The sequence below is a fragment of the Methylobacterium sp. UNC300MFChir4.1 genome (assembly GCF_900110155.1).
Classification (GTDB): Bacteria; Pseudomonadota; Alphaproteobacteria; order Rhizobiales; family Beijerinckiaceae; genus Methylobacterium.
The window spans coordinates 1-16115 of record NZ_FOCS01000040.1; the positions used below are offsets into that span (position 1 = coordinate 1).

At 65.2% G+C, this 16115-nt stretch carries 13 protein-coding genes and 1 pseudogene; 6 read left to right on the top strand and 8 right to left on the bottom strand.

What is annotated here, in order from left to right:
• Positions 1-340: IS66 family transposase (locus tag BMY19_RS28440; protein WP_139215728.1), on the top strand; the 340-nt coding region annotated here is incomplete at its 5' end.
• A gap of 288 nt (positions 341-628) precedes the next feature.
• Here BMY19_RS28440 and BMY19_RS28445 read toward each other — a convergent pair.
• From BMY19_RS28445 to BMY19_RS28455, 3 genes and pseudogenes are all read right to left on the bottom strand, one after another.
• Positions 629-1665: pseudogene (locus tag BMY19_RS28445) on the bottom strand (YihY/virulence factor BrkB family protein).
• Between the two features lie 499 nt (positions 1666-2164).
• Entirely contained in the window at positions 2165-2884 is a 720-nt protein-coding gene (locus BMY19_RS28450; RefSeq protein ID WP_100253704.1) for an SDR family oxidoreductase, read from the bottom strand.
• A 55-nt stretch (positions 2885-2939) separates the two neighbouring features.
• Entirely contained in the window at positions 2940-3596 is a 657-nt protein-coding gene (locus BMY19_RS28455; RefSeq protein ID WP_100253705.1) for an SDR family NAD(P)-dependent oxidoreductase, read from the bottom strand.
• Between the two features lie 33 nt (positions 3597-3629).
• Here BMY19_RS28455 and BMY19_RS28460 point away from each other — a divergent pair, with 33 nt between their 5' ends.
• Entirely contained in the window at positions 3630-4613 is a 984-nt protein-coding gene (locus BMY19_RS28460; RefSeq protein ID WP_170863072.1) for a LysR family transcriptional regulator, read from the top strand.
• A gap of 250 nt (positions 4614-4863) precedes the next feature.
• Here the strand turns inward: BMY19_RS28460 and BMY19_RS28465 are convergent, their stop codons facing one another.
• Both BMY19_RS28465 and BMY19_RS28470 read right to left on the bottom strand, forming a co-directional pair.
• Complete coding sequence (locus BMY19_RS28465; RefSeq protein ID WP_100253706.1) at positions 4864-5511, bottom strand: DsbA family oxidoreductase; 648 nt, start codon at positions 5509-5511, stop codon at positions 4864-4866.
• A gap of 43 nt (positions 5512-5554) precedes the next feature.
• Complete coding sequence (locus BMY19_RS28470) at positions 5555-6178, bottom strand: FMN-dependent NADH-azoreductase (protein ID WP_100253707.1); 624 nt, start codon at positions 6176-6178, stop codon at positions 5555-5557.
• A gap of 86 nt (positions 6179-6264) precedes the next feature.
• Between BMY19_RS28470 and BMY19_RS28475 the strand changes: the two genes are divergently transcribed.
• Both BMY19_RS28475 and BMY19_RS28480 read left to right on the top strand, forming a co-directional pair.
• On the top strand, positions 6265-6672 hold the full coding sequence (locus BMY19_RS28475; RefSeq protein WP_100253708.1) for a winged helix-turn-helix transcriptional regulator: 408 nt from the start codon (positions 6265-6267) through the stop codon (positions 6670-6672).
• Positions 6673-7272: 600 nt separating this feature from the next.
• The gene (locus tag BMY19_RS28480) at positions 7273-8901 is read left to right on the top strand and encodes a putative bifunctional diguanylate cyclase/phosphodiesterase (RefSeq protein WP_244535055.1); all 1629 of its coding nucleotides are present in this window, start codon (positions 7273-7275) and stop codon (positions 8899-8901) included.
• An 89-nt stretch (positions 8902-8990) separates the two neighbouring features.
• Here BMY19_RS28480 and BMY19_RS28485 read toward each other — a convergent pair whose 3' ends face one another.
• From BMY19_RS28485 to BMY19_RS28495, 3 genes are all read right to left on the bottom strand, one after another.
• Positions 8991-10034, bottom strand: a complete 1044-nt coding sequence (locus BMY19_RS28485) for an HD-GYP domain-containing protein (RefSeq protein ID WP_170863073.1) — start codon at positions 10032-10034, stop codon at positions 8991-8993.
• Between the two features lie 502 nt (positions 10035-10536).
• Positions 10537-12021, bottom strand: a complete 1485-nt coding sequence (locus BMY19_RS28490) for a methyl-accepting chemotaxis protein (RefSeq protein WP_100253710.1) — start codon at positions 12019-12021, stop codon at positions 10537-10539.
• Positions 12022-12672: 651 nt separating this feature from the next.
• Complete coding sequence (locus BMY19_RS28495) at positions 12673-13749, bottom strand: catalase family protein (RefSeq protein WP_170863074.1); 1077 nt, start codon at positions 13747-13749, stop codon at positions 12673-12675.
• A 243-nt stretch (positions 13750-13992) separates the two neighbouring features.
• On the opposite strand from BMY19_RS28495, the gene BMY19_RS28500 reads away from it, so the two are divergent.
• Positions 13993-15075, top strand: coding sequence for a catalase family protein (locus tag BMY19_RS28500; RefSeq protein WP_100253712.1), 1083 nt, complete (start codon positions 13993-13995; stop codon positions 15073-15075).
• 310 nt (positions 15076-15385) lie between these two features.
• The gene (locus BMY19_RS28505; RefSeq protein WP_244535051.1) at positions 15386-15967 is read left to right on the top strand and encodes a cupin domain-containing protein; all 582 of its coding nucleotides are present in this window, start codon (positions 15386-15388) and stop codon (positions 15965-15967) included.
• The last annotated feature ends 148 nt before the right edge of the window (positions 15968-16115 follow it).

Genomic DNA, 16115 nt, shown 5'->3' on the forward strand with positions numbered 1-16115 from the left:
CAAGCTCGCCGAGGCGATCCGCTACGCGCTCAGTCGCTGGGCCGGCTTGTCTCTCTTCCTCGACGACGGCCGCGTCGAGATCGACAACAACACCGTCGAGCGGGCGATCCGGCCGTTGGCCCTGACGCGGAAGAACGCGCTGTTTGCCGGCTCGGACGGTGGGGCCGGGCATTGGGCTGTCGTCGCCTCGCTGGTCGAGACCTGCAAGCTGAACGGGGTCGAGCCGCAGGCCTACCTGACCGACGTCATCACCCGCATCGTCGCCGGACATCCGCAGAGCAATATCGACGACCTGCTGCCCTGGGCCTACGCCCCGCAGACCCTCAGGGCCGTGGCCTGAGAACGACGCTTACAGTTGACAGGCGCTTTCTGAGACACTTTCTCCGCGAGAGGCCTCGGCACCATCATGAACGGGGTTGCGATCCCGCAGGCAGGCGGCGTTTCGGAAAACCGCTTAGGCGTACGGCGTACCCCTCGGACAGTTCTTAGCGGGTGTGCCCTCGGCAGTATCGATGGCAAGGGAGGACGAATGCGAATGACCGCTTCCGGGACGCACCGACGGCGGCCCAAGCGGCTGGTATGGGTCGGAAGACGCCTTTCGAATGCCCAAGCTGGTGAGTTCAAACCCTTAGGGTGGCCCGACCGTGTCGGCGGCAAATGCCTTTCGAGATCCCAACGGCCTCGGTTGGCCAATGGTGCTATCCCGCGCCGTCTGCCGTTCCATCTCGGAGTTCAGTTCAGCACCAAGAAGGACGATGACTATCGAGATCCAGATCCAGGACATAAAGCCAATGCCAGCTCCGAGAGAGCCATAAATACGGTTATAGCTATCGAAGGTTACGACATACCAAGAGAATGCGGCCGAGGCGCCTACCCATCCAATCGCCGCAACGGCACTACCCCAACTGACCCATCTCCACTTTGCCTCACGGCGGCTTGGGCCGTATCGATAAACAAGCGAAAGGCCGAGGCTAACGAGGAAGATCAGAGCTGGCCAACGCATGATCCGGATCACTGTATCCGTTCGTGCACCAAAGCCGATCTCGTTCAGCAGAATGGGAACGCCCACCACGATGCCGATAGCGGCCACTGTGACTATGGCTCCGGTCGTCGTGAACAGGAAGGTGGTCGCGTAGACACGCACTAAGGCTCGCTTCTCGCGCTCCCGATAGATGACGTTCAGTGCGTCGAAGAGGGCGACAACCCCTGAGTTGGCGCTCCAAAAGGCGATGAGGAAGCTGAGCAGTGAGGCCGTGCTGAGGGTCCCTGTGCCCTGTTGGGCAACGTGCTGAAGCTGAGCCGAAATCAGATCGAGAACGCCGTCGGGTAGGACCCCTATGAGCACGCTCAAGTGCTGGCCAATGACAGCAGGATCTGCGAACAAGCTGTAGAGTGATACGATCGTCGCAATGCCTGGGAACGTGGATAGAAGGGCGAAGAAGGCAACGCCACCAGCCGTTGACAGAACACGGTCGCGAGGGACCGCCCAGAAGACCCTCTTGAGAATATCCCGCCATCCAGCGGGAGGTATTTCAGACGGCTGAGCCGCAGAGCGGCCATGGCCAAGCTCACGAGCCCGCTCTTTCGCTATCCTGATTGTTTCTCATCGGGAACGCGCGTGCTGACCGAACGCCAATCGTCACCGTCTGCCTCTTCTCGATTCATGAGATGGCTCACAGTGCGAAAGCGGGCTCTATGTCGAGCTTAGCCACCTTCCCCTCAATGGGCCAATAGGCCCATAGCTCAAGGTTCCCGTGTGCCTATGGCTGATGGATCTCACCTGGGAGCGCGGACCGCTCAAGAACGCTTGAGGCGGAAGGCTTCTCTACCAACGGGCGTGATGACGTCGTTCAAGCAGCAACACCGTGACTGAACGGCATGCCCATCTTGGCACCTAGCTGATTGGATGGACGGCGTTTCATATTCGAGACAAGTCCGCTCCCGACCCTCTGCCGACCGCGCAGATGTCCGCATCCCGGCCGCATGACCGACGGCGGGTTATGACTGCAGCGGGTGGTTTCCTGCGCGTCGGCTCTGGGCGCTTGCCGCCCCATAACAGGACATGGTCGTCAGCGAAACCAAGCTATGCTGCCATCGGTCGCTTGGCGTCCGCCCGTCGACACTGTGTTTGACGTTTGGGTGGCGTCGAGGACTGGGGATTCGATCACGCGATGGTGCCGCCGCCGTCGACACGGACGTTCGACCCCGTCGCGAACGGAGTGGTTGCGAGGAACATCACCGCGTTGGCGATGTCCTCGGACTGGCCCACACGCCGCGCAGGCAGCCTCTCGGCCGCGCCGGCATACATGGCCGCCCGGTCCTTCTCCGGCAGGCGCGACCAGAGCGGCGTCTCGATCAGGCCGGGCGAGACGGTGTTGACCCGGGTGGGCGCGAGTTCGAGCGCCAGCCCGCGGGCGAGGCTCTCCAGCGCCGCGTTGATCGCGCCCTGGAGCGGAGCGGCGGCCTGGGGCCGCTCGCTCATGAAGCCCGAGATGAAGGTCAGCGTGCCACCCTCCCTGATCCGCATGAACCGGGCGATCCGGTAGGCTCCCCAGAACTTGCTCTCCACGGCCGCCTTCGCGGCATCGAGGTCTAACTGCCGGACGGGGCCCCGCGCCGTCTCGGCCGCCGAGACCGCGATGTGGTCCCAGGGCGCCTGATCGGCGAAGAAGTGCTCGATACCCTCGGCCTCGCCGGTGTCCAGCACGGCGGCGCTGGCGCCCGTCCCGAGCGTGCCGATGGCGGCGTCCAGCTTTTCCCTGGAGCGGGAGGCGACCGTGACCTCGGCGCCGGCCGCGAGGGCCGCCGCCGCGATGGCCAGGCCGATCCCGGAACTCCCGCCGACGATTAGGAAGCGTTGGCCTCTCAGCGTCTGCGTCGTCATCGGCGTATCCCCTTCCGTGGATCGGCTTGCGTGTCGTCGGTCACCCTGAAATGGCTCAGCCCTTCGGGGTGTACATGGCCTCGACTTCCCAGGCGCCCTTCGGCTGGCTGTGAAGCTGCCAGAAGTGCTCGGCGACCGCGTTGGCGTCTTCGGCGGTGGTGACGAAGCCCGCGACCGTCACGGTGGCGACGTGTACGCCCTTCTCCTTGAACGGCTCGAAGATGCCCTGCGCCAGGGCGCGGATGCCGGCCTTGCCGATGCTGAGCGAGAGGTACTCGGGATGCGGCTGCAGCCCGAAGCCGCCGCCCGTGAACAGGACGGAGCCCGATCCGCGCTGGAGCATCTTCGGCGCCGTGGCCTGGGCGGCGACGGCGGCACCGCCGATGTTGACGGCGAGGTCGGTGTTGAAGCTGTCGCGCGGCTGGTCGGCCAGCGTCTGGTTGCGCATCGAGGCGGCGTTGAAGTGCAGCACGTCGATGCCGCCGAAGTCGCGCTCGACGCCCTCGACGAGCTTCGCGACACTGGCGGGGTCAGCGGCATCCACGGTGCGGACGTCAACCTTGTGGCCCTTGGCCTTGAGCTGCTCGGCGAGGTCCCTGACCTTGCCCTCGTTGCGGGCGCTCAGGACGACCTGGAAGCCCTCGCGGGCGAAGCGCTCCGCGGTCGCGAGACCCATGCCTGGGCCGGAACCGATGCTGAGGAAGGTGCTCATCGTTTGTGTCTCCTCGACGTTTCGATGCACCCGATGTACGCCTTGCACCTAGCCGGATTAATCCGGCGTCCTCGCATTTCACTCGTGCAGGTCATGCAGGAATTGCCGGATCAAATCAGCTTGGACGAGCTGGCTGCCTTCGTGGCGGTGGCTGAGGCGGGCAGCTTCGCCAAGGCCGCGGAGGCGCTCGGCCGGGACGCCTCAGTGCTGTCGCGGCGCGTAAGCCAAGTCGAGCAACGCCTCGGGGTCCGCCTGCTGTCGCGCACCACGCGGCGCGTGGCGCTCACGGAGGTCGGCGCGACCTACTGTAGGCGCGTCCAGGCGCTGCTTGAGGAGCTGGCGAGCGCGAGCCGGGAGGCCAGCGACCATGCTGCCAGCCCGCAGGGACTCGTACGGGTCTCCCTGCCGCTGACCTTCGGACGCCAGTGGGTCTCGCCACTGCTGCCCGGCTTCCTCGCACGTCACCCGCTGATCCGGCTGGACCTGCGGTTCACCGACCGCTTCGTCGACCTCGTCGCCGAAGGCATCGACGTCTCGATCCGAGTCGCGGCGGGCAAGCCGCGCGACAGCAGCCTGACCACTCGCAAGATCGCGACCTACCGGAACCTGCTGGTGGCCTCGCCGGGCTACCTGGCCGAGCGGGGCAACCCGGCTACGCCCGCCGACCTCGCCGGCCATGCCTGCCTGGGCTTCACCGGCTACGCCGCCTGGCCCGACTGGCCGCTGACGAAGGGCGGCCGGCGACAGACGGTGCGCCCCGACTGCACGCTCGTCGCGGACCACTCGGAGGTTTTGCTGGCCGCGGCGGTCGAGGGCGCCGGCATCACCTTCACGGCCGACTGGCTGGCTGGACCGGCCCTGCGCGATGGCAGTCTGGTCGCGGTGCTGCCGGGTTGGGGCGGACGCGAGGACGGCGGCGTCTACGCCGTGATGCCACCGGGCCGCTTGGTGCCTGCGAAGACACGCCTGTTCGTCGATGAAGTCGCCTCAGCCATCAAGGCGGGGTGGGTGCGCTGAGTTGCCCTTGCTGTGCATCCTGCACGTCCGCTTCGGAGAAGAGCACAGAGCCCGTTCTGCGTCTGGGTTGGGTCGGGTGCGGTACAGCCGCTTGGGGTAGGCTTCCGCCGGTCCGCTTCCGAGCAGCAACGGACAGAAGCGGACCTTGTATCTTCTGCAGCTTCCGACCGTCGACCGGCGCAGATCTTGCTCATTCAGTCGAACGACGCTCGATCCATTTGCTCACGGGCTATCAGCGTGCTTACGATCCCTAATGGTTGGCCGTAGCCCCACCCGTGGCCTGTTGGATGGCCAAGGCAATCTCCTCCTCACTGCGTCCCCCGCTAACGGCGCAGCGGCCTCCGAAGACAAAGTGAGGGACCGACCTGACCCCGGCGGCTGCCGACCGGGCCGCCTCCTGCTCGACGCGTCGGTGCTGCGCGGGATCGAGCGCCAGCGCGCGGGCTTCCTGACGCTCGAACCCGTAGGCCACGGCGATATCGGCGAGGATATCGGCGTCCGAGATGTTCTTGGCTTCGAGAAAATGGGCACCGGTAATCGCGACTGCGAGCCGGTGCTGCGTACCGCGTTCCCGCGCCGCGAGGATCAGCCCGTGCGCCGCCTGCGTCCTGTAGGTCCAGGCTTGGCGGCTCAGGTCTAGGTCTAGGCCGGACGCCTGCGCCTCCGCCTCGGGCCGGGCGAACGACACCTTCGGGTCGGTCACGCCATAGCGCGAGCGGAGAAGGTCGGGAATGTGCAGACCCTCCGCGGGCGCATCGGGAAGCAGGAGGACCGGATGCTGACGGATGTCCACGTCGAGCTCGGGGAAGCGCTCCGCCAGGACCTTGTCGAGACGATGGTGTCCGATGATGCACCAGGGACAAGTGACCTCGGTGTAAAAGTCGATTGGCAGCGTCATGGCATCACCCTGATCGGGCCGACGGGACTGGGGACCACTCAGATCACGCATGCAGCGTTTCCAGGACCGAGCGGACCCGGCCTGCGGTGACGTCGATGGCGGCCCGGGCCGCCTCCGGCCCGAAGACGGTGCCTTCCACCCGGACGAGTTCGACGTCGGTCAGTCCGATGAAGCCCAGCAGGTGGTGCAGATATCCGGTCTGGAAATCGAAGGGGGCCCATTCGCCTTCGGAGAAGACGCCGCCTGCGGCGGCAACGAGATAGACCTTCTTGCCGGTCAGGAAGCCTCGCGGCCTGCCGCCTTCGCCGTAACCGAAGGTCACGCCCGGCCAAGTGATGTGATCGAACCAGGCCTTGAGCTGCGACGGCGGGCCGAAATTGATCATGCCAGAGCCCAGGACGATCAAGTCGGCGGCCTTCACCTCATCGACAAGCTCCTGGGCAAGGCGGACCGCCTCGGCCTGCTCGGGCGTGCGCTCCTCGGGGGGCGCGACACGGCCTTGGATGTAGGCCTGTCCGATATGCGGCAGCGGGGCGGCCGCGAGATCGCGGATCGAGAGGGTGCCGCCTGTGCGAACCATCAAGCCTTCGGCGATCTGGGTCGCGAAGCGGGTGGAGAGGCTATCGGCGCCACGGGGGCTCGACGTGACAAGGAGTATGGAGGCCATCGTTGCTCCGACACGACCAGGACGGTAATTTATTGTTACCGACCCTATTAAAGTGCCTGCTCCGACCCTCGCAAGAAGGCATTCCTATGACACTTGGTGACATCGATTTTCCTACCCCCGGCGAAGGTGACGATTGCCGGGTGGTTCGCGAAATCCTTGATCTCGTCGCCGACAAATGGAGCCTGTATGTCATCGCCACGCTCAAGGATGGACCGGTTCGGTTCAATGAGCTGCGGCGTCGGATCGACGGGATCTCGCAACGAATGCTGACGATCACCTTGCGCGGACTGGAACGCAACGGCTTGGTCAAGCGGACACTATTCGCGACTATTCCGCCGCGTGTGGATTATGAATTAACGGATATGGGGCGGACCCTGTTCACTCCGGTTATGGCTCTCGTGACTTGGGCGAACACCAACCAGGGCAGCATCCAACGCGCCCGGGTCCGATATGATGAAAGCCAGGGCGTGCGCGCGGGACAGCCCGCACAGTAGCCTGACGCTGACGGCGGCTTCGTCTTTGTTCTTGGGCGAGCCACGCCATCAAGCTGCGCCCTACACCATCAAGAAGTGGCCGCTTTTGGGTTGCACGGACGGCGACCTGAATGTCTGTCGTGGGTCGATTGCGGATCGACCGCTTCCGGCTCAAGGGCCGAGGTTCCTTCGCCATCCTCCGCGGCCACTTACGCAAGGGCACCTCTCGAATATAAAACAATCCTTGTAGTTCTCATGATTTCGAGCAGGCGTAATTGCGAAAATAATATTGCAAGATCTTATCTGCGTTCGAATACCGGCCGGATTTGCCTAGTGATATAATTGCGCGATCTTATCTGTTAATTTGGAAAAGGTGCGATATTGCTGTAGGAAAGGCAATCCATAGCTAAGGAAGCCCCTGTGTCCCATCCCGATCTGAGGCTTGTCGAGGCTGTTGATAGTCCGGGAGATGAGGCGCTCCTACGACATGCAAACACGTCGATTTCTGTTCGGGACAAGGCCGTAGCTTCGCATACGGAGCTCGGCAATAATGCCAGCATCGCCTTCCCAAGCATGGTCGCGACTGAACAGAGTCGTCTGTTCGAAGCCGCTTTGCAGAACATGATCCAGGGCCTGTGCATGTTCGATGCGCAGGGCCGCCTCGTCGTGTCGAACAAGCGCTATCGCGACATCTTCGGCATCCCACAGGACATGATCCTCACGGGCATGACCCAGCACGATATCTGTGCCTCTTTGGTTGCGCGGGGCCTCTACTCGCCGGGACTCAGTCTCGAGGAGATCGAGCGCAGCACCCGGGACGCGCTGCAATCGATCGAGCCCGCGCCGATCACGCGCGAACTCACCAACGGACGCACGCTGGCGATCAACTATCGCGTCATGAACGGCGGCGGCTGGGTCTCGACCTTCGAGGATATCACCGAGCAGCGGCGGAGCGCGGAGCGCATCGCCTACTTGGCCCACCACGACGCCCTGACCGACCTTGCCAACATCCGGTCGATGCGCCAGGGCTACCGCGACCTGGTCGAGGCGCGGGACGACGAACAGCCGCTGCTAGCGATGTTCTACATCGACCTCGACCGCTTCAAATTCGTCAACGACACCTACGGGCACGCGGCCGGCGACGAGCTCCTGCAGGAGGTCGCCGCGCGGCTGCGGAGGAACACGCGGCGGGGCGACGTCGTGGCCCGCCTCGGCGGCGACGAGTTCGCGCTCGTGCAGCGCGTGAGTGTCGGTGCCGCTGCGACATCGACCGCCCAGCGCCTCGTCAACGTCCTGTCGGAGCCGTTCGATCTCGCGTGCGGCCGCGTCCATACCGGCGCCAGCATCGGCCTCGCGATCCGCGCGGTCCAGGACCTGGACATGGACCCGCTGCTGCACGATGCCGACCTCGCCCTGCGCCATTCGAAGACCGAGGGGCGCGGCATCGTCAGCGTCTTCGAAGCCAGCATGTCGGAGGCCTTCGAGGCGCGTCGGCAGATCGAAGCCGACCTCCAGGCCGCGCTGACGGCGGAGCAGTTCGAGTTGCACTACCAGACCCTCGTCGATGCCCGAGACGGACACGTCGCCTGCGTCGAGGCGCTGGTGCGCTGGTGCCATCCCACACGCGGCCTGCTCCCACCGCTGTCCTTCATTCCCCTGGCGGAGGAATCCGGCCTCATCCTGCCCCTCGGCCGCTGGATCCTGAAGCGGGCCTGCCTGGATGCCTTGGCGTGGCCCGAGACCGTCGATGTCGCCGTCAACGTCTCCAGCGTCCAGATGCGTCAGAAGGGTTTCGGCGCGGAGGTGCTTGCGGTGTTGGCGGAGACCGGCCTGGCCCCCGCGCGGTTGGAGATCGAGATCACCGAGACCGCGCTGCTGGAGGAGAGCGAGGCGACCCGGGACAATCTCGCCGCGCTCAACGGCGCCGGCATCCGGATCGCCATGGACGATTTCGGCACTGGCTACTCGTCTCTGAGCTACCTGCGCCGGTTCCCGATCGACAAGATCAAGATCGACCGCTCGTTCATGAGCGAGGCCGAGACAAGCCCCGACGCGCGCGCCATCATCCGGGCCGTGGCCGGCCTGGGCGTCAGCCTGGGCATCACCACGGTGGTCGAGGGCATCGAGACGGCGCAGCAGCTGGAACTCGCCCGGGCCGAGGGCGTCGGGCAGGTCCAGGGCTACCTCCTGAGCCGGCCGCAGCCGCACGCGGCGCTGTCGAGAACAGGTCTTCCGAAGCACGTCTGGTGAGCCGTGCGGTCATCATCGAGACCGCAAAGGCCTAAATGGGCGGGAACGGCGCGGCCCCCGCTGAGAAGGTCAATACCGAAGCCGCCGTGCTAGGCGCCGTCCGGATCGAAGGCAATTATCACCGGCCGGAACGCGTTGACGAGATAGGCGTCTAACCGGCCGGTCATCGATTGCACGATGCTGTAAGCCTCTCGACCCGTCATCGCCGGCCGGTACGGGCGCCGCTCGATGAGCGCACCGTAGATGTCGCAGATCGTCACCAGCCGCACCAGGTCGGGGATCTCCGGCGCCCTCAGGCCGTCCGGGTAGCCTGAGCCGTCGAGCATCTCGTGATGCGATCGCACGACCTGCAACACCTCCTGCGAGAAGCCGCTGTCCACCAACATCTCGTAGCCGATGGCCGCGTGCATGCGCATCACCGTCATCTCCGGCTCGGTCAGTCGACCCGGCTTGTTGAGGATCGACAGGGGAATCTTCGTCTTCCCGACATCGTGCACCAGAGCCGCCTTTGTCAGCCTGGAGCTGTCAAAATCATGGAGCCCCAACTCGATCGCGAACGCGGCAGAGAGGCCGGCGACGATCAGGCAGTGCTGCTGCGTTGCCTCGTCGAAGCGCCGTACGGCGCTGATCCAATCGCGGATGCCGCATTGCTGTACCGCGCGCATGACCAGTTCGGCGCCGGTGCTCGCTAGCTCCGGCGTGACCGCCCGGCCGGAGAAGAAGGTCTGAGCGAAGAAGAGCCGTGCTGCGGCCGCCAGCTCCGTCGCGATAGCAGAGCCACCCTGATCCTGAAGCTGCTCGATCGTCTCTCGCATCAGCTCGATCGCCGATGTGGCTGAGAGAGTATCGTCGGCACCGAGCAGCCGCGCCTGTGCCTCGGCACGAGCGGCGTTGCCGTGAATCAGGAACAGGAACGGCGCGCCCGCTGCGCGTACCGGCTTCAGAAGCCGTTTGAAGCGCACGATCGCGTCCGAGGTGAGCTGTGCCACGTCGCCTATGATCAGGTCGGGCACAACTGCGGGTTCCACTTCGGCGTAGAGGTCGTGGATCGAGCAGTGTCGTGTCGAACCGAGGTCGCGGGCGAGGCGCCCGGACCGGGACAGATCGTCGGAGATCAACAACACTGCGCCCATGTGCTTCCCCCTCGCAAACGCTGGGATTGTCAGGCGTTGGCCGGAAACCGCTGTGCCGTACCGGCGAGCCTCTCGACCGCACCGACGAGGCACCGCAGCGCTTCACACGTTGCCGGATCCAACAGGCCGACCTCGGTCAGCGATCGATCCAGCCCGTCGAGGGCACCCTGGAACGCACAGCTCAGCTCCAGGAGCCTCTCACTGCCTGCATGGATGTGCGGCACCCGCGAGCCGAGATGCTCCCCGCGCGCGTGTCGGCTGCCAGATCGGCACTCAGGCGCTCAAACTGGCTCAAGCTGGAAGGCCGGATCGGAAGGAGGCAGACGTCAGTCATGGCGTTTATAGCCTAAAGGTGAGCGGGGGCGTTTGACCGTCGCGCCGGCTTGCCCACACCGGCTCGACGGCCTGACCGCGGCAGACGGGATGCGGTCGCCATTCGCTCCGATGATCGGTGGCGCTCTTGCGAGATCGTCGGGCGAAGCGAAGGTCTGGATCGTATGTGTCAGCCGACGCCGCGCGCGGCTTCCCGAACCTGGCGGGTGGCCGCGTCGACCTGCTCGTTGGCCCGCGCAATCGCCGCCATGCCGCCCGCAATGGTCCCGACGCCGCGGGCGGCCGTGTGCATGCTGCCGGAGATCTCCTGGGTCACCGCCGACTGCTCCTCCACGGCGGCCGCGATCGCCGCTGAGATCTCGTCGAGCGCCCGGATCGTGCCCTGGATCGACCCGATCGCCGACACCGCCTCGCGTGTGGTGGCCTGCGTCGTGGTGATCTGGTCGCGGATCTGATCCGTGGCCTTGGCGGTCTGCTCGGCCAGCGCCTTCACCTCCGACGCCACGACCGCGAAGCCCTTGCCGGCGAGGCTCGCCCGGGCCGCCTCGATCGTGGCGTTGAGCGCGAGCAGATTGGTCTGGGCCGCGATGCCCTGGATCATGGTCACGACGTCGCCGATCTGCGCCGCCTGCCCGCTCAGGCCCTCGACGATGGTGCTGGTGTGCCGGGCCTGCTCGACGGCCTCGCCGGCCATCCGCGCCGCGTGGCTGACCTGCTGGCTGATCTCGCCCACCGAGGCCGACAGCTCCTCGGCGCCCGAGGCCACGCTCTGGATATCGCCGGACACCCGCCCGGCGAGTTCGACGGCCACCGCGGTCCGGCGGCTGGCGCCCTCGACGGCGGTGCCGATCGCGTCGAGGTCGACGCCGATCGCCCGCTGCGCCGCGACGCGCCGGTGGCGCTCCTGGACCTGCGCGGTGATGTCGGCGGCGAACTTGACCACCTTGAGGACGCAGCCGCTGGCGTCGAGGATCGGGTTGTAGGTCGCCTGGATCCAGACGTCGCGGCCGCCCTTGGCGATGCGGCGGAACTCGCCGCCGACGAACTCGCCCCGGCCCAGACGCTCCCAGAGTTCGCGGTAGCCGGCGCTGGCCCGCTCGGCCGGGTCCACGAACAGGCCGTGGTGCTGGCCCCGGATCTCCTCCAGGCGATAGCCCATCGTCTCGAGGAAGTTGCCGTTGGCCTCCAGGATCGTGCCGGTCGGATCGAAGGCGATCACGGCCTGCGACCGGTGCAGCGCCGCGATCTGACCGGCATAGTCGAGCATCAGCAGCTTCTGCGCCGTGACGTCCGACGCGAACTTGACCACCTTCACGACGCGGCCCGAGCGGTCGAGCACCGGGTTGTAGCTCGCCTGGACCCAGACGTACCGGCCGCCCCGGGCGATCCGCTTGAACTCGGCCACCTGACAGGTGCCCCGCCGCAGGGCGTCCCAGAAGGCGTGATACGCCGGGCTGTCCCGGTGCGCCGCCTCCACGAACAGGGCGTGGCGCTGGCCCCGGATGTCGGGCAGGGCGTAGCCCATCATCGTCAGGAAATTGGCGTTGGCCGTGATGATGGTGCCGTCCGGCTCGAACTCGATGACCGCCTGAGACCGGTCGAGGGCGTCGAATGTGAATGAAATATCCCTACCTGCGCCCCCAATACCGAACATGACTTCCCCCGAAGCGGATTATGATTTATTGTAGCGATGTACGTCGAATAACGCTTTGCTTAGAAAGCATCGACCGAGAATGTATATTGTTTCCAGACATGAAGATTGCTCACAATAGTAAATTATAGATTAAGTATGACCAATCTGCTCCTTCGTCAATTTGGACCACAGTATAGTGTCAATCAAGAGCGATGCGTGATAAGGCAAAATCATCTAGTAAGTGTGCCTTTATACTAATTTAACCTTATAAGCGAATTTCCGGATTTCTGCAGAGATTGGCCATATCTTGGGTTGATTGTCGGCTGCCAGATTAAAATCAAAGTTGAATTGCCGTGAGTTGTGCTTTTTGTCGCAAATAGGCCTCTGACCGAGCAAAGGCTCAGAACCCATTGAAGAGGGGCTATGCCGCTCGGCTTGTTTGGGGCGAGCGACTGCCTTCCCTTTCCGAGCCGAAGTTGCCAGTCGGCCGAGGAGTGACCGCTTTCGGGAAGCACCGCCTACTTTCCGGACGGCTGGGTTGGGTCGCGTGCAGAAGGACCGCTCAGGGTGGGTTTCTGCCTGTCTGGTTTCGAGCGGATGAGCGGTCAAGCAGACATCGCCGTCGAACTCGACCCACGATACCTACGGCAGTTGGAACTTCAGGATATCGCTTCAGCGCGCCGCACCCGGCTCGTGGATCGGGCAGCGGTTGAACCGCTCGCGGAACCCGGCCGAATGCCTGTAGGGGGCGTTGCGGGCGCGGTTGATGTTACCGAGGGGGCGGTGAGCTGCAAGGCCGGTCCAGACGCTGAAGCGCATCTCCTCGTCCACCGCCTGCACCCGGGCGGGGTCCCAACTGTCCTGCAGCTGAACCCGGACGACCCCAACCCGCTGGAACGGTGTCTCGTCCTCCTTCCACTCCATCGTCGGGTCCTCGACCGGCTGGCGTTCGAGGTCGCGGCAGAGTTGGACCCGGAACTCCCATTCACCGGTAATACCGATCATTTCAGACTGCACCGTCTCGCGAATGGCGTTCGGGCGGCCGGAGGCATCGATCTCAGTGCCGGTGAGGGCGGTCAAAGCCGGCGCGACGGGGGCCAGCGAGAACTTGGCGATGTAGTCGCCGTACCGGAACGGGGTCAGGCTGTAGTAGGTCTCGCCGAGCGGATCGACATTGGGCGCGCCCCCTAGGGAACCGATGGTGGGGCTGTCGATGCCCACCGCATGCAGAGCCTTGTTGACCCCGCGTAGGACCGTGGAGGCGGCGACCTTCAGCCCCTCGGCGCGGTCCGTGGTGCCGGCCAGCAGCTTGAGGCTGCCCAGGAACTTCTCGGCGTTCGGCGCTTGGAACACCTTGCCGTTGACCATGATGAAGTTCTGGGTCGTCCCCTCCGCATCCGGCAGGCGCTCGCCCTCGACGTCCAGCACCTTGAGGGCGAGGCCTCTGGGCAGGGAGACCGCATCGGGGAGGATGTCGCCGGCGTTGGTCGACAACCGCATATAGACCTTGTGCTGGCCTGGCTCGGCGAACAGGCCCTGGGCCAGTTCCGGGGACAGGCCGGCATCGATGGTGAGCACCCCTTCGAGGATGCCGTGGGACTTGGCGTGAACGGAGCGCATGGCGTGCCCGGAATCCGCCGCGACCCTGTTCAGGATCTTATCGAAGGTCTGGTTGAGCTGCTTGATGGTCTGCCCTTCGTCCGGCGTCACCGCCTCGACGTCAGGCGCGTATCGCACCGGTGATCGCAAGGTCTGTCTCCCGCTGGCGGCCAGGACAGAACACCCGCTCCCCCGGCCACGTTCCGGGTTGTGCGACATTCAATCGCCCATGAACGAGGTGTGGAACGGCAGGAGGCCGGCGCGGCTTGTCGGCAGTGCGGTCTTTCTCTCCGCCCAGGCACGGCCGCGATCCGGCGGCCTTCGGACCCCGCGTCCCGATCCCAGCCTTCGTCAAACCATCCTGCAGGCGGACGACACGTCGAGGATACGCCAATGACATTCCTTCGCTACGCCCCCGACGTCGAGACGCCCGCTCCGGACGAGCAGAAGTCCATCGACGGCATCATCCAGGGGATGACGCAGCAGTCGCAGGTGGTGGAGAAGCGCGAGCACCACGCGGTACGCGCGAGCCACGCCAAGAGCTCCGCCTGCGTCGTCGGGGATCTGGTCGTTCCGGAGAACCTGCCCCCGGAACTCGCGCAGGGCCTGTTCGCCAAGCCTGGAACGTACAAGGTGGCCGTGCGCTTCGCGCAGGGCCCAGGCGAGACCCTCGGTGACCGGGTGTCCACGCACCGCGGCATGTCGATCAAGGTCTTCGGGGTGCCGGGCGAGAAGCTGCCTGGGCACGACGTCGACACCCAGGACTTCGTGCTGGCCACCGGTACGACCTTCCCGTCGGGCACGGCGGCGGGCTTCCTGCGCGACGGCACGGTCATCGGGAAATCGACGGGCCTGCCAGAGGGCGTGAAGAGCGTCGTCGCGGCCACGGCGCGCAACCTCAATCGGGTTCTGCACGCGTTCGGCACAGAGAGCGCCATGGCCGATTTCCTCGGCCATCCCTACAGCCACCCGCTCGCCGACAGCTACTTCAGTCAGGCCCCGATGCGGTTCGGCGACTACGTCGCCAAGATCGGGGCGGTCCCGGCTTCGCCCGCCCAACGTACCCTCGCCGAATGGCGCCTTGATCCACACGGGGACGAGGACGGTTTCCGTCACGCGGCCGCGGCCTTCTTCCGCGACAACGAGGTGGTCTACGAGTTAAAGGCGCAGCTTTGGGCGGATGCCGAGCGCCAGCCCATCGAGGATGCCTCGGTCGACTGGCCGGTCGCGATCAGCTCGTACCGCACGGTGGCGACGCTCCGCCTGCCCCAGCAGGATGCCTACTCCCCTAAGCGGGTTCGCTACTTCGACGAAGTGATGACCTTCCGCCCCGCGCACAGCCTCACGGCGCACCGGCCGCTCGGTTCGGTGATGCGGGCGCGGCTTCAGGTCTACCGGGCGCTGAGCGATTTCCGCCACCGGGAGAACGGCGTCACCGCCGAGAACACCGCATCGCCGGAGAGCATTCCGGCCTGAGGCCGACTCCTTCAGCGTCCCGAATGGACCGACAGCAGTCCCATCAACCTGAGGGACGCTGAAAGCCTCGACGGTTTCAGGAGCGGCTTCGGCCTCGGCACGACGGAGGCGGGACCAGCTACGTGGCTTGCGCCTTCGGATGGCGCCTTTTACCGAAATTATCTGTACTTTACGGCATATTCGCAAGCAACGGCCGCACAACATACGATCACTAACAACTGTATGGCAGTCTTACGGGAAGTATTTTACCCGAGGCTTGATCAACGATCCAGCCGACGCGTCCCTTGCGCGCATTGCGGGGAGCGAGACGATGGCCCTCGACACCGCCAGGGTGGCCGAGACTCGATTGTGCGCTAACTGGTCCTCGAGCCTGTCGCCAACGGGCGGGGGACGATCCATGACCAAACGCCTTCGGACCATCGCCACCGGTTTCGCGGCCTTGATCGCCAGCACGGGCGCGGGCCTCGCGCAGGACCATGGGACGCACGGCGCGGTTGCGCTGCCGGATGCCGCGAGCGCGACCTACCAACCGGGACCGCCGAACCTACCGAAGGGCACGCAGATCAGCATGGTCTCGGGCGATCCGAGCAAGCCTGGCCCCTTTGTCCTAAGGGTGAAATTTCCCACCCACACGGTGATCGCGCCCCATACTCATTCCGAAGCCGAGACGCTGACGATCCTCTCGGGCTCGATCTATCACGAGCACGGCACGACCATCGACAAGGCGAAAGGCAAGGAGCTGCGCGCGGGCGGGTTCGTGTTCCTGCCCAAGGACATGCCGCATTCGCTCTGGACCAGCGAGCAGCCGGTAGAGCTTCAGGTGAATGGCTCTGGGCCCTTCGGGCTGAACTACATCAACCCCGCCGACGACCCGAGCAAGTCGGTTCAGTAGATCTGGTCCCTCGTACCAAACGCCTCATCCGAGGTGCCCGCTACGACGGACACTGCGCTCGCAATGGCCCCTTTGTCGTGTTGAGGAGGCGCCGCTATTCGGCCGCGTCGAGGAGTCGAAGGAGACTGCAGATCCGTGCCCTGTCCTC

Bases quoted from the DNA above. Each gene is read 5' to 3' on its own strand.
- BMY19_RS28450 (WP_100253704.1), bottom strand. From the start codon at position 2,884: ATGACGACGCAGACGCTGAGAGGCCAACGCTTCCTAATCGTCGGCGGG.
- BMY19_RS28455 (WP_100253705.1), bottom strand. From the start codon at position 3,596: ATGAGCACCTTCCTCAGCATCGGTTCCGGCCCAGGCATGGGTCTCGCG.
- BMY19_RS28460 (WP_170863072.1), top strand. From the start codon at position 3,630: ATGTACGCCTTGCACCTAGCCGGATTAATCCGGCGTCCTCGCATTTCA.
- BMY19_RS28465 (WP_100253706.1), bottom strand. From the start codon at position 5,511: ATGACGCTGCCAATCGACTTTTACACCGAGGTCACTTGTCCCTGGTGC.
- BMY19_RS28470 (WP_100253707.1), bottom strand. From the start codon at position 6,178: ATGGCCTCCATACTCCTTGTCACGTCGAGCCCCCGTGGCGCCGATAGC.
- BMY19_RS28475 (WP_100253708.1), top strand. From the start codon at position 6,265: ATGACACTTGGTGACATCGATTTTCCTACCCCCGGCGAAGGTGACGAT.
- BMY19_RS28480 (WP_244535055.1), top strand. From the start codon at position 7,273: ATGATCCAGGGCCTGTGCATGTTCGATGCGCAGGGCCGCCTCGTCGTG.
- BMY19_RS28485 (WP_170863073.1), bottom strand. From the start codon at position 10,034: ATGGGCGCAGTGTTGTTGATCTCCGACGATCTGTCCCGGTCCGGGCGC.
- BMY19_RS28490 (WP_100253710.1), bottom strand. From the start codon at position 12,021: ATGTTCGGTATTGGGGGCGCAGGTAGGGATATTTCATTCACATTCGAC.
- BMY19_RS28500 (WP_100253712.1), top strand. From the start codon at position 13,993: ATGACATTCCTTCGCTACGCCCCCGACGTCGAGACGCCCGCTCCGGAC.
- BMY19_RS28505 (WP_244535051.1), top strand. From the start codon at position 15,386: ATGGCCCTCGACACCGCCAGGGTGGCCGAGACTCGATTGTGCGCTAAC.